This is a genomic window from Ramlibacter sp. (assembly GCF_035655895.1).
In the GTDB taxonomy this organism is placed as follows: domain Bacteria; phylum Pseudomonadota; class Gammaproteobacteria; order Burkholderiales; family Burkholderiaceae_C; genus Ramlibacter.
The window spans coordinates 1,090,341-1,102,420 of sequence record NZ_DASRTN010000006.1 but is presented as its reverse complement, the minus strand read 5'-3'; the positions used below and the strand labels follow the sequence as shown (position 1 = coordinate 1,102,420).

Below are 12,080 nucleotides of genomic sequence, written 5' to 3'. Positions count from 1 at the left end.
GGGCCGCCCCCGTCAGTGGTCGTGCCGCAGGTAGCTCGGATGCCGTGGCAGCCGCAGGCTGACCAGGAACGCGACCACCATCATCGCGGTGACGTACCAGTAGAACAGGGACTCGTGCCCCAGGCTCTTGAGGCCCAGGGCGACGTATTCGGCGGTGCCGCCGAACACGGCATTGGCGACGGCATAGGCCAGACCGACGCCCAGCGCACGCACTTCGGGAGGGAAGAGCTCGGCCTTCACGATGCCGCTGACCGAGGTGTAGAAGCTGACGATCGCGAGCGCCACCATGATCAGGGCGCCAGCCGCCACGGGGCTCGCGACGTGCTGCAAGGAGGTGAGGATGGGCACCGTGGCAATCGCCCCGAGGCCGCCGAACAGCAGCATGTTGCTGCGCCGGCCGATCCGGTCGGACAGCGCCCCGAACAGCGGCTGCAGGCACATGTAGAGGAACAGGCAGACCGTCATCACGTTGCTGGCGGTCCGGATGGACATCCCGGCCGAGTTGACCAGGTACTTCTGCATGTAGGTGGTGAAGGTGTAGAAGATCAGCGAGCCGCCCGCGGTGTAGCCCAGCACCGTGAGGAAGGCCGCCCGGTGGTCGCGCAGCACCCCCATCACGCTGCCGGCGTTCTTGTTCGCGCGCGTCGCCTCGGTCGAGGTCTCGTGCAGGCTGCGGCGCAGCAGCAGCGCGATCAGCGCCGCGATGGCGCCCACCACGAACGGGATGCGCCAGCCCCAGGCGCGCAGCTCCGCCTCGTCCAGCAGCTGCTGCAGCACGACGATGACGAGCACGGCGAGCAGCTGGCCGCCGATGAGGGTGACGTACTGGAAGGACGACAGGAAGCCGCGCTGGCCGCGCAGCGCGACCTCGCTCATGTACGTGGCAGCGGCGCCGTACTCGCCGCCGACCGACAGCCCCTGGAGCAGGCGGGCCAGCAGCAGGAGCACAGGCGCCCAGGCGCCGATCGTGGCATACGTCGGCAGGCAGGCGATCAGCAGGGACCCGGCGCACATCATCACGACAGAGATGAGCATGGCGGTCTTGCGGCCCCGCCGGTCGCCGATGCGGCCGAACATCCAGCCGCCGATCGGCCGCATCAGGAATCCGGCGGCGAACACCCCGGCCGTGTTCAGGAGCTGGACGGTGGGATCGGACTTCGGGAAGAAGGCGGGGGCGAAGTAGATGGCGCCGAACGCATAGATGTAGAAGTCGAACCACTCGACCAGATTGCCCGACGATGCGGCGACGATCGCGAAGATGCGCTTGCGCTTCTCCTCGGCGGTGTAGTGCGGAACATCCGGGGCGTCCCGGGCCTCGATCTCGGTCGGTTGGGCGGTGCGCATGGTGCGGTCACGTCGGGTTCTTGTCGCGACAGCCTAGTCGGCCGCGCCGGCCCGCTGCGTCGGTCCAGACGCCCACGCGGTGTGCTCGCACGCCGGCAAGCGGCCGCGGCCTGCGATGACAGCCGATGCCACGGCCGGGCCAGCCGGGCAGGTCCCGCCCCACTGGCCCCGCGCCGCGACCGCCGGCTTACCGCAACAGTGCCGACATCGCCGACAGGCAGTTCACGATCCGCACGGCTGCCTCGACGGTGGGCGCCTCGAAGCCGATCTCGTCGGAGGCCAGCCGCTCCAGGGTCGGCCACTGGCAGAACAGGTCGGCTAGCGCGGGCGACTGCGTCTGGATGCGCACCGCCAGCGGCAATCGCAGCACGTAGGGGGTCGGACGCGCGGGCCTGGCCAGCGCTGTCGCGACGCCGGCGCGGATCGCCTCGCGTGCGGCCTGCGGCGACAGGCTGATGCCGCTGGTCTGGCCGGTGGCCTGCTTGGTCTGCACGAACACCGCGTCGGGGAAGAGCGACCGGTGCTCGGCGATGAACACGTCGTCGCCGCTGGCCATCGCCACCGGCACGCCGTACTCGCCGGCCAGCGCCCCGTACATGGCACCCTCCCCCACTTCCTCGCCGTGGAAGCGCACGCGCGTGAACGCGAAGCTGTTGCTGGTGTGGGCCAGGATGCCGCGGCCCTGCGCGCGCGAGTGGTAGCCGACCATGCAGACGGCCTGCACGCCCTGTTCGACGCCGGCCATCATGCCGAGGTAGCGCGGCTTGCCCAGCACGAACCGGGCGCGCGCATCGAGCAGTTCCGCGGGCATGTTGCGGAAGTCGCCGTGCGAGTCGTTGACCAGCACCTCGGTGGCCCCGGCATCGAACGCGCCGGCGATGGCGGCGTTCGCCTCCTGCGCCATGAGCACGCGCGCCCGTTCGTATTCCGGGTTGCCGGCGCGCACCTGCTGGTGGTGCACGACGCCGGCGACGCCCTCGATGTCGGTGGAAATGAGGATCTTCATGCGCGGCGGGTCGAGAGGGAGGGCCAGCCGGCAACGAGGTCGGCCAGGGATTCGCGGCGGTGGCCGTCGCGGCCGGTCACCGCCTCGGCCCGCCACAGCGCGTGCAGGATCGCCTGCTCACAAGCGTCGGCGGCCGCCTCGAACAGGTCGTCCAGCCGGGTCTCGTGCAGCATCGCCACCGCGGGCATGGCGCGCTGCGGCAGGTGCGGCACGGTGTAGGCCGTCGAGAACGCCAGGGCGATGTCGCCGCTGCCGTGGCCGTACACCGAGCCCGTGCGTGCCAGCCCGGCCGCGGCGCGCATCGCGAGCCGGCGCAGCTGGCGGGCGTCGAGCGCCGCGTCGGTGGCGAGCAGCAGGATGATCGAGCCCTTCTCCGGACCGTCGGCAGGGGCGGCCGGCGGTGGGGACGCCTGTGCCGCCAGCCGCTCGCCCACGCGGTGGCCGGCCACCACCAGTTGCGGCAGCTTGCCGAAATTGGCGAGCACCAGGGCGCCGACGGTGCACTCCGCGCCGGCCGCCCGGCGCGAGGCACTGCCGATCCCGCCCTTGAGGGCGAAGCAGGACATGCCCCGCCCGGCCCCGACGGCGCCCTGCGCGAAATCCGGGGCCGCGCCGGCGTGCGCCTGCAGGTAATGCGCCTCGTCCACCGCCATGCGCTGGATGTCGTTGAGGAAGCCGTCGTTGCATTCGAACACCAGCGGGTTCACGGTCGGCAGGCTGCGGCCGCTTTCGGGGTTGGCGGCGACGCACTGGCGGATCTGGGCTTGCGCGACCGCCGGAACGGAGTAGGTGTTGGTCAGCGCGATGGGCGTCTCCAGCACGCCCAGCTCGCGCAGTTGCACCAGGCCCACGCTCTTGCCGAACCCGTTGAGCACGGCAGCGGCGGCCGGCACCTTGTCGCGGTACGGATCGCCCGCATGCGGGCGCACCACGGTCACCCCGGTCTGCACGCCACCGTCGGCCAGCGTGTGGTGGCCAACCGTCACGCCGGGCACGTCCGTGATCGCGTCGCGGGCGCCGGATGCGAGCGAGCCGATGCGGGGCAGCAGGCCGGCCATCTGTCAGGTGCGGTCGATCTTCGGATCCAGCGCGTCGCGCATGCCGTCGCCGAGCAGGTTGAACGCCAGGACCGTGAGGAAGATGGCCAGGCTGGGAAACAGGGCCACGTGCGGCGCGTTGACCATGTCGGCACGCGCTTCGTTGAGCATCGCGCCCCACTCGGGCGTGGGCGGCTGCGCGCCCAGGCCCAGGAACGAGAGGCTGGCGGCGGTGATGATCGACGTGCCCAGCCGCATGGTGAAGTACACGACGATGGCCGAGATGCTGCCGGGCAGGATGTGGCGCATGACGATGGTCCAGTCGGAGGCGCCGACGCTGCGCACCGCCTCGACGTAGGTCATCTGCTTGAGCACCAGGGTGTTGCCCCGCACCAGCCGCGCGAAGGCCGGGACGCTGAACACCGAGACCGCGACCACCACGTTGACCATGCTGCTGCCCAGGATGGCCACCACCCCCAGCGCGAGCAGGATGCCGGGAAAGGCGAGCAGCACGTCAGAGATGCGCATCACGATGCGCTCCCACCAGCCGCCGTAGTAGCCGGCCAGCAGGCCGAGCGAGGCGCCCACCACGCCGCCGATGGCGACCGAGAAGAAGCCGGCCGCGAGCGACAGCCGCGCGCCCATCAGGATGCGGCTGAAGATGTCGCGGCCGAGCGGGTCGACGCCCATCCAGTGCGCCCAGGATGGCCCCTGGTTGATGCGGTCGTAATCGAAGAAGTTCTCGGCGTCGTACGGCGCGATCCAGGGCGCCAGCAGGGCCACCCCGACCAGCAGCAGCACGAACGCGAGTGCCACCAGGGCGACGTGCTGCTGGCGGAACTTGCGCCAGAACTCGGTCCAGGGGGTGCGCACGCGGGCGCCGGCGGCCAGGGCCGGCGCGGCGTCGGCCTCGGGTGCGGCGGCTTCCACCACGACGGCCGGGGGCGAGGAGTCGTTCATCGGTAGCGGATCGTGGGGTTGATGAAGCCGTAGAGCAGGTCCACGGTCAGGTTGATGACGATGAACTCGAGCGAGAACAGCAGGACCAGTGCCTGGATCACCGGATAGTCGCGCATCGACACCGCGTCGACCAGCAGGCGGCCCAGGCCCGGCCAGTTGAAGACCGTCTCCACCACGATCGAGCCGCCCAGCAGGAATCCGAACTGCAGGCCCATCATGGTGACCACGGGAATCAGCGCGTTGCGCAGGCAATGCTTGAGGATGACCATGCGCTCGCCCAGGCCCTTGGCCCGCGCCGTGCGCACGAAGTCCTCCTGGATGACCTCGACGAACGACGCGCGGGTGAAGCGCGCCATCACGGCCGCGACACCGGCGCCCAGCGTGATCGACGGCAGGATGTAGTGGCGCCAGCTGTCGGCGCCGACGGTCGGCAGCCAGCCCAGCTGCACGGAGAAGACCTCCATCAGCAGCATGCCGAGCGCGAATGCGGGGAACGAGATGCCCGACACCGCCAGCGTCATCCCGATCCGGTCGGGCCAGCGGTTGCGGAACACGGCCGAGCCGATGCCGATGGCCATGCCGATCAGCACCGACCAGGCCATGCTGGCGAGCGTGAGCAGCAGGGTCGGCATGAAGCGGTCGCCGATCTCCACGGAGACGGGCCGCTTGCTGCGCAGCGAGGTGCCCAGGTCGCCGTGCAGCATGCGCCCGAAGAAGTCGACGAACTGCGCGGGCAGCGGCTTGTCCAGACCGAGGTCCTGGCGCACCAGGGCCACCGTCTGCGGGTCGGCATCGGGTCCGGCGGCCAGCCGGGCCGGGTCGCCCGGCAGCATGTGCACGAACAGGAACACCAGCACCGCGACGATCAGCAGCGTCGGCAGCAGGCCGAGCAGGCGCTTGAGGAGATAACTGGCCATCGCGGGCAGGTCCGGCTCGGGTGGTTACTTCAGGTCGACGTCGTCGAAGTGGAACGACGCGTCGGGCATCACGTAGAAACCGCTCAGGCCCTTGGCGTGCGCCGACAGCAGCTTCTCGGTGACCAGGAAGGCCCAGGGCGCGTCGGCCCAGATGCGCTTTTGCGCATCGGTGTACAGCCTGGTCTTCTCGGCGGCATCGGTGGTCTTCAAGGCCTTGGCGATGTCCTCGTCCACCGCCGGGTTCTTGTAGTAGGCGGTGTTGAACATGCGCGGCGGGAACGATTCCGAGGCCAGCAGCGGCCGGGTGGCCCAGTCGGCCTCGCCGGTCGACGACGACCAGCCGACGTAGTACAGCCGCACCGGCGCGGTCGCCGCATCCTGCGCGCTCTCGACCTTCTCGACCCGCTGGCCGGCTTCCAGGGCCTGCACGGAGGCCTTGATGCCGACCTGGGCCAGCTGCTGCTGCAGGAACTGGATCACCTTCTGGCCGGTGGTGTGGTTGTAGGCCGACCAGAGCTGGGTCTCGAAGCCGTTGGGGTAGCCGGCTTCCTTGAGCAGCGCCCGCGCCTTGGCCGGGTCGTACGGCCAGGGGCCGAGCTTGACCGCGTATTCCACGCCCTGCGGCAGCACGCCTTCGGCCGGGATGGCGTAGCCGGAGAACGCCACCTTGGCCAGCGCCTCCTTGTTGATCGCGAAGTTGATCGCCTGGCGGACCTTGGGATTGTCGAATGGCTTTTGCTGCGTGTTCATCGACATGTAGCGGTGCACGATCGACGGCGCGGCCACCAGCTCGAGGTTCGGCTTGCCCTTGAGCACCTCGGCCTGCTCGTACGGCACCGGGAACGTGAAGTGCGCCTCGCCCGTCTGCATCATGGCGCTGCGCGAGTTGTTGTCGGTGACCGGGCGGAAGGTGATGCTGTCGACCTTGGGGAAGCCCTTGCGCCAGTAGCCGTCGAACTTCGCGACCTTCAGGTAGTCGGTCTGCTTCCACTCGACGAACTTGAACGGCCCGGTGCCCACGGGGTTCTGCGCGATGCCCTTGCTGCCGAACTTCTGCAGGGCCGCCGGCGAGATGATCACGCCCGACGGATGCGCCAGCGAGTTGATGAAGGGCGAGAACGCCTCGTGCAGCGTGAACCTCACCGTCGCCGCGTCGACCACCTCGGTCTTGGCGATGTTCTTGTACAGGTTGTGGCGCTTGAGCTTGTTCTCGGGATTGGTGACCCGGTCGAAGTTGGCCTTGACCGCGGCGGCGTCGAAGTCGGTGCCGTCATGGAACTTGACGCCCTTCTTCAGCTTGACCGTGTAGGTCAGGCCGTCCTTGCTGGCCTGGTAGCCCTCGGCGAGCACCGGGACCATCTTCATGTCCTTGTCGAAGCCGAACAGGCCCTGGTAGAGCGACTTCACGACGGCCTGCGACAGCGTGTCGTTGGCGTCGTACGGATCCATCGTGGTGAAGGTCGAGGCGACCGCCGCGACGACGTCCTTCGCCGCGAACGCGGGCGTGGCCAGCGTGGCGGTCAGGGCCAGTGCCGCTGCCAGGGGTGGGAGGAAAGATCTCATCGGTACGCTCCAGAGTGAAGAAGGGTTGCTCAATCGATGCCGCCGACGCGGTGGCGCGCCACGTAGTGCCCGGGCCCGACCGGCTGCAGCGGCTCGACCACCGGCTCGTCGCCCACCGCCCGGATCGGGCTGGGCACCTCGCCCTCGAGCAGCTCGCGCCGCAGGTGGCGCCGCGTCGGGTCGGCGATCGGCACCGCGGCCATCAGCCGACGGGTGTAGGCGTGCTGCGGATTCTCGAAGATCGCGCGACGCGGGCCGATCTCGACAATCTGGCCGAGGTACATGACCGCCACCCGGTGGGCGACGCGCTCGACCACGGCCATGTCGTGCGAGATGAAGAGGAACGCGATGCCCAGCTCGCGCTGGAGATCAAGCATCAGGTTGACGATCTGCGCCTGGATCGACACGTCCAGGGCCGACACCGACTCGTCCGCGACCACCACCTTCGGGTTCAGTGCTAGGGCCCGGGCGATCGCGATGCGCTGCCGCTGGCCGCCAGAGAACTCGTGCGGATAGCGGTGTGCCACCTCCACCGGCAGGCCGACCTTGCGCAGCAGCCAGTCGACGCGTGCCTGCGCCTCGCGGCCCTTGGCGATGCCGTGCACCAGCAGCGGCTCCATGATCGAGTAGCCCACCGTCACCCGCGGATCGAGCGAGGCGAACGGGTCCTGGAAGATGAACTGGATGTTGCGGCGCAAGTGGCGCAGGTCGCTCGCCGGCAGCTCGCGCACGTTCTGGCCGCCGAATTCGATCGCGCCGCCCTGGCTGTCGACCAGCCGCAGCAGCGAACGCCCGGTGGTCGACTTGCCGCAGCCCGATTCGCCCACCAGGGCCAGCGTCTCGCCGGGGTACAAGTCCAGGCTGACCTTCTCGACCGCATGGACGCGCCGCTTCACGCGGCCGAGGATGCCGCTGGGGACATCGAAGCGGGTGACCAGGTCCCGCACGCGCAGGAGCGGCTCGCTGTCTGCCGGCACCGTGTCCTGCGGCCTGGCGTCCACCGCGACCGCCGTACCGGTGCCGCGGTCCAGCAGCTCGAACTTGCGGGGCAGATCGGTGCCCTGCATCGAGCCGAGCCGCGGCACGGCCGACAGCAGCGCGCGCGTGTAGGGTGCCTGCGGCGCGGCGAACAGCGCCTCGGCGGCGCCCTCCTCGATCTTGCGGCCCCCGTTCATCACCAGGACGCGATCGGCCACCTCGGCCACCACGCCCATGTCGTGGGTGATGAACACCACGCCCATCTGCATCTCGTCCTGCAGGCCGCGAATGAGCTGCAGGATCTGCGCCTGGATGGTGACGTCGAGTGCCGTCGTGGGCTCGTCGGCGATCAGCAGCGAGGGCCGGCAGGACAGCGCCATCGCGATCATCACCCGCTGCCGCATGCCGCCCGAGAGCTGGTGCGGGTAGCGGCCCAGCACGCTGCGCGCCTCGGGAATGCGCACCAGCTCCAGCATGCGCAGCGCCTCGGCCCGCGCTCCGGCGGCATCCTTGCCCTGGTGGATGCGGATCGATTCGGCAATCTGGTCACCGGCCGTGAACACCGGGTTCAGCGACGTCATCGGCTCCTGGAAGATCATCGCGATGTCGGCGCCCCGGATGCCGCGCATGGTGGCCTCGCCGGCCTGCGCCAGGTCCAGCACGTCGCCGTTGCGGCGCCGCACCACCATCCGGCCGCCCACGATGTGACCGCCGCCGTGTTCGACCAGCCGCATCAGCGCCAGCGAGGTCACCGACTTGCCCGATCCCGACTCGCCGACGATCGCCAGGGTTTCGCGGCGGTCGACGTGGAAGGACAGGTCCTGCACCGCGTCCACCGTGCGCTCCGACGTGCTGAAGCGAACCGACAGGTTCGACACCTCCACCACGCGTTGCGCGGGCAAGCCCGACCGGGCCGGCGCCGGGCGCTCGGGTTCGGTGGTCGTCATGGCCTGGCCACCGGGTCGTCGCGGAAGATCGCCGTCTGCAGGGCCTCGCCCACGCGCGCGACGCCGCGGTACATGCCTTCGGTGTTGAACGGCAGCGCGACGTTGCCCAGCCGGTCCACCGCCACCAGGCCGCCGCGCCCGCCGATGGCAGGCAGCGCCTGCATCACGACGGCTTCAGCGGCCTGCTCGAGCGTGGCACCGGCGTAGGCCATGCGCGCGCAGATGTCGTAGGCCGCCAGAACCCGGATGAACATCTCGCCCGTCCCGGTGCAGGAGATCGCGGCCGTGGCGTTGTCGGCGTAAGTGCCGGCGCCGATGAGCGGCGAGTCGCCCACGCGGCCGGGCCGCTTGTTGGTCATGCCACCGGTGGAGGTGGCGGCCGCCAGGTTGCCGTGGACATCGAGGGCGACAGCGCCGACGGTGCCGAACTTGCGTTGCTCGTCCAGTGGCGGCGTGGCGCCGGAAGGCTGCCGGAACACCAGCGCCGCCCCGTCGTGGTCGAGCACTGCCTTGTCGGCCGCGAGCGCCCGCCGCAGCTGCTCGCGCCGGTGGTCGGTCGAGAAGTAATCGGGCGAGACGAGCTCCAGCCCCAGGCGTTCGGCCAGGGCTTCGGCGCCCGCGCCCACCAGCAGGACGTGGTCGGTGTGCTCCATCACCGCCCTGGCGGCGCGCACCGGCCGCTTGATGCGCGCGACGCAGCCGACGGCCCCGGCCTTGCGCGTCGCGCCGTCCATCACGGCGGCATCGAGTTCATGCGTCTCGTCGTGGGTGAACACCGCCCCGTGGCCGGCGTTGAACAACGGGCAGTCCTCCAGCAGGTCGACTGCCAGCGACACCGCGTCGAGCGCCGTGCCGCCCCGGGCGAGCAGGTCCCGGGCGGGCCCGAGCACCGCGCGCAGGGCGTCGTGGTAGGCCGCCTGCTGCTCGGCAGCCGCGCCTTCGCGGCTCATGGTGCCCGCACCGCCGTGGACGGCGATGACGGGACGGACGTTGGACGGAGTCACGGGATGCATCCTTCAGTGGGACCGGCGGGCCTTGCGCGGCGCCGGCAAGGCAGCCTCGCTGCGCAGCTGGGTGCCGGCGCCGGTGTGCAGCCAGGGCAGCACCGACTCGGCCAGCTGCGTGGCGGCCTGCACCGGGCCGTCGGCACGGTGCGCTACGGCGCTGGCAAGGGCTTCGATCAGGGCCAGCACGCTGGCTTCGGAATTGGCGAAGTACTGGCTGTCGGTCTGGGCATACAGGGCCACGTCGGCCAGCGGCGCCAGCGGCGATGCGACGCGGTCGGTGAGCGCGAGCACGGTGGCGCCCGCGTTGCGGGCCAGCCGCGCGAGCAGCACGGTGTCGGTGAGGTACCGCGGAAAGGCGATCGCGACCAGCAGGTCGCCGGGACGCACGCGGCTGAGCACCTTGGCGGCATACGAGGCGCCCTCGCGCGTCGCCAGCAGGTGGACCTCGTCGCGGTAGGCATCCAGGCTGTGCTGCAGCAGGCCGCCCAGCCAGCTGCTGCTGCCGAAGCCGACGATGTAGACGCGCTGGGCCTTCAGAACCGCCTCGACGGCGCGCTCGCAGGTGAGCGGGTCCAGCGACTGGCGGGTGCGCGCGAGGTTGCGCTCGACGTCGGCCAGCGCGCCGGCGAAGACGTCGGCCACCTGCGCCGAACGCTCCAGCTTGCTGCGCAGCTTCTCCACCGGCGCGAGCGTGGTCTCGAAGCCCAGCACCAGCGCGGCGCGGAACTGCGCATAGCCCTCGAAATCGAGCGCGCGCGCAAACCGGTTGGCGGTGGCGACGGAGACGCCAACGGCGGCGGCCAGCTCATCGATGGGCATGGTGGCGGCATGCAGCGGATGCGCCAGCACCCAATCGGCGATCTGCCGGTGCGACGGCGAGAGCGTTGGCAGCCGTTGCGCGATGCGCTGCGCCATCGAGGGATTGCCCGCAGTCTTGGCGATCATCGGCCGCGCCCGTTGGATGAAGCTGAGCTGAACATTTATTTACACGCGGCAGGATGATAGCGAAATTTTTCATCACACTGCCGCCGGCCTCCCCTGCGCTGCTGCATCCGCGCGAAGCGCCCGCCAGGCTCGCGAGGCAGGCATCGGGGCAGCGTGCCGGTCTCCCGGTCTCCCGGTCGGCCGACAGGCAGGACCCGGTCTGTCCGAACGCGTTGCGCACGTTGGGCCCACGTTGGCCTCGCACTGCAGAGCCCGACGGCCTACCCTGCCGCAAGCCGCCACCCACCGGGCCTCGTCAGTTCGGCTTTTCCTGATCGTCTTGCAGCAAATGTCTGCTTTTTTCTAGCGGGTTGCAGGAGTATGGTCGCGGGTCACACCCGATCTAGAAGGAGACTCTCATGAAAAAATCTTTGGCTTTGATGGTTCTGGTCCTCAGCCTGGGCCTGGCGGCAGTCGACGCGGAAGCCGCGCGGCGCCTGGGCGGTGGCAAGTCCAGCGGCATGCAGCGGCAGAACACCACCCAGCCGGCGCAGCAGCCTGCCGCCGCTGGCCAGCAGGCCGGCGCGCCGGCCCAGGCGGCTCCTGCTGCCGCAGCAGCACCCGGCGCGGCCGCTGCAGCCGCGCCCCGGCGCAGCTGGATGGGACCGATCGCCGGCCTGGCGGCGGGCCTGGGCCTGGCGGCACTGGCGTCGCACTTCGGCTTCGGCGAAGCCCTGGCCAACATGCTGATGATCGGCCTGCTCGTGATGGCCGCCCTGGCGCTGGTGGGCTTCTTCCTGCGCAAGCGCGCCATGGGCCAGCAGCCGGCGGCGCTGGGTGCCGCCGGCGGGCTGGGCGGCATGATGCGCCAGCCGCCGCAGGCCGCGTACCGCCACGACGCCCCGGCCCAGCCGCAAGGCGGCTCGCTGATCGGTTCGCGCATCGGCAGCGGTCTGGCCGGCGGCCTCGGCGGCACGCTGGCCGCGGGCACGCAAGCCTCCGCCATCCCGGCCGATTTCGACAAGGCGGGCTTCGAGCGCAATGCCAAGGCGCAGTTCGTCGCGCTGCAGGATGCCAACGATGCGCGCGACCTGGAACGCCTGCGCGGCTTCCTCACGCCCGAGATGTTCGAGCTGGTGCGCGCCGATCTCGCGACGCGCGGCGATGCTCCGCAGAAGACCGAGGTCTTCGGCCTGCAGGCACAAGTGCTCGAGGTCGCACAGGAGGACGATCGCTACGTGGTGAGCGTGCGGTTCACCGGCAGCGTGCGCGATGAACAGGGTGCCGCTCCGGAGGACCTGGACGAGATCTGGCACCTGACGAAGTCGCGCAACGGCTTCGACGGCTGGGTGATCGCGGGCATCCAGCAGGCCGGCGCGGCCGGCTGACGCGCAGGA

10 protein-coding genes are annotated in these 12,080 nt (G+C 70.4%); 1 reads left to right on the top strand and 9 read right to left on the bottom strand.

Features of this window, described 5'->3' with window-relative positions; translation table 11 throughout:
* Window positions 1-12: 12 nt before the first annotated feature.
* The 9 genes from VFE82_RS08240 to VFE82_RS08200 all read right to left on the bottom strand — a co-directional run bounded on the left by VFE82_RS08240 (window position 13) and on the right by VFE82_RS08200 (window position 10,704).
* Entirely contained in the window at window positions 13-1,344 is a 1,332-nt protein-coding gene (locus tag VFE82_RS08240; RefSeq protein ID WP_324999774.1) for an MFS family transporter, read from the bottom strand.
* A 187-nt stretch (window positions 1,345-1,531) separates the two neighbouring features.
* Window positions 1,532-2,350, bottom strand: coding sequence for a M55 family metallopeptidase (locus VFE82_RS08235; protein ID WP_324999773.1), 819 nt, complete (start codon window positions 2,348-2,350; stop codon window positions 1,532-1,534).
* Window positions 2,347-3,408 carry a P1 family peptidase gene (locus VFE82_RS08230; protein ID WP_324999772.1) on the bottom strand — a complete coding sequence of 354 codons (1,062 nt, stop codon included), beginning with the start codon at window positions 3,406-3,408 and terminating at the stop codon, window positions 2,347-2,349. The genes VFE82_RS08235 and VFE82_RS08230 overlap by 4 nt, the downstream gene beginning before the upstream one ends.
* 3 nt (window positions 3,409-3,411) lie before the next feature.
* Window positions 3,412-4,347 (bottom strand): glutathione ABC transporter permease GsiD, encoded by a 936-nt coding sequence (gsiD, locus tag VFE82_RS08225; protein WP_324999771.1) that lies wholly within the window; start codon window positions 4,345-4,347, stop codon window positions 3,412-3,414.
* On the bottom strand, window positions 4,344-5,264 hold the full coding sequence (gene gsiC, locus VFE82_RS08220; protein ID WP_324999770.1) for a glutathione ABC transporter permease GsiC: 921 nt from the start codon (window positions 5,262-5,264) through the stop codon (window positions 4,344-4,346). The genes gsiD and gsiC overlap by 4 nt, the downstream gene beginning before the upstream one ends.
* A 24-nt stretch (window positions 5,265-5,288) precedes the next feature.
* The gene (gene gsiB / locus VFE82_RS08215; RefSeq protein ID WP_324999769.1) at window positions 5,289-6,827 is read right to left on the bottom strand and encodes a glutathione ABC transporter substrate-binding protein GsiB; all 1,539 of its coding nucleotides are present in this window, start codon (window positions 6,825-6,827) and stop codon (window positions 5,289-5,291) included.
* Between the two features lie 29 nt (window positions 6,828-6,856).
* Window positions 6,857-8,752 carry a dipeptide ABC transporter ATP-binding protein gene (locus VFE82_RS08210; RefSeq protein ID WP_324999768.1) on the bottom strand — a complete coding sequence of 632 codons (1,896 nt, stop codon included), beginning with the start codon at window positions 8,750-8,752 and terminating at the stop codon, window positions 6,857-6,859.
* Window positions 8,749-9,765 carry an isoaspartyl peptidase/L-asparaginase gene (locus VFE82_RS08205; RefSeq protein ID WP_324999767.1) on the bottom strand — a complete coding sequence of 339 codons (1,017 nt, stop codon included), beginning with the start codon at window positions 9,763-9,765 and terminating at the stop codon, window positions 8,749-8,751. Before VFE82_RS08205 ends, VFE82_RS08210 begins: the two co-directional genes overlap by 4 nt.
* Window positions 9,766-9,768: 3 nt before the next feature.
* Complete coding sequence (locus VFE82_RS08200) at window positions 9,769-10,704, bottom strand: MurR/RpiR family transcriptional regulator (RefSeq protein WP_324999766.1); 936 nt, start codon at window positions 10,702-10,704, stop codon at window positions 9,769-9,771.
* 419 nt (window positions 10,705-11,123) lie between these two features.
* Between VFE82_RS08200 and VFE82_RS08195 the strand changes: the two genes are divergently transcribed.
* Window positions 11,124-12,071, top strand: coding sequence for a Tim44-like domain-containing protein (locus VFE82_RS08195; protein WP_324999765.1), 948 nt, complete (start codon window positions 11,124-11,126; stop codon window positions 12,069-12,071).
* Window positions 12,072-12,080: the final 9 nt, after the last annotated feature.

Excerpts from the sequence above, each read along its gene's own strand:
- VFE82_RS08240 (WP_324999774.1), bottom strand. The coding sequence starts at position 1,344 with ATGCGCACCGCCCAACCGACCGAGATCGAGGCCCGGGACGCCCCGGAT.
- VFE82_RS08235 (WP_324999773.1), bottom strand. The coding sequence starts at position 2,350 with ATGAAGATCCTCATTTCCACCGACATCGAGGGCGTCGCCGGCGTCGTG.
- VFE82_RS08230 (WP_324999772.1), bottom strand. The coding sequence starts at position 3,408 with ATGGCCGGCCTGCTGCCCCGCATCGGCTCGCTCGCATCCGGCGCCCGC.
- gsiD (WP_324999771.1), bottom strand. The coding sequence starts at position 4,347 with ATGAACGACTCCTCGCCCCCGGCCGTCGTGGTGGAAGCCGCCGCACCC.
- gsiC (WP_324999770.1), bottom strand. The coding sequence starts at position 5,264 with ATGGCCAGTTATCTCCTCAAGCGCCTGCTCGGCCTGCTGCCGACGCTG.
- gsiB (WP_324999769.1), bottom strand. The coding sequence starts at position 6,827 with ATGAGATCTTTCCTCCCACCCCTGGCAGCGGCACTGGCCCTGACCGCC.
- VFE82_RS08210 (WP_324999768.1), bottom strand. The coding sequence starts at position 8,752 with ATGACGACCACCGAACCCGAGCGCCCGGCGCCGGCCCGGTCGGGCTTG.
- VFE82_RS08205 (WP_324999767.1), bottom strand. The coding sequence starts at position 9,765 with ATGCATCCCGTGACTCCGTCCAACGTCCGTCCCGTCATCGCCGTCCAC.
- VFE82_RS08200 (WP_324999766.1), bottom strand. The coding sequence starts at position 10,704 with ATGATCGCCAAGACTGCGGGCAATCCCTCGATGGCGCAGCGCATCGCG.
- VFE82_RS08195 (WP_324999765.1), top strand. The coding sequence starts at position 11,124 with ATGGTTCTGGTCCTCAGCCTGGGCCTGGCGGCAGTCGACGCGGAAGCC.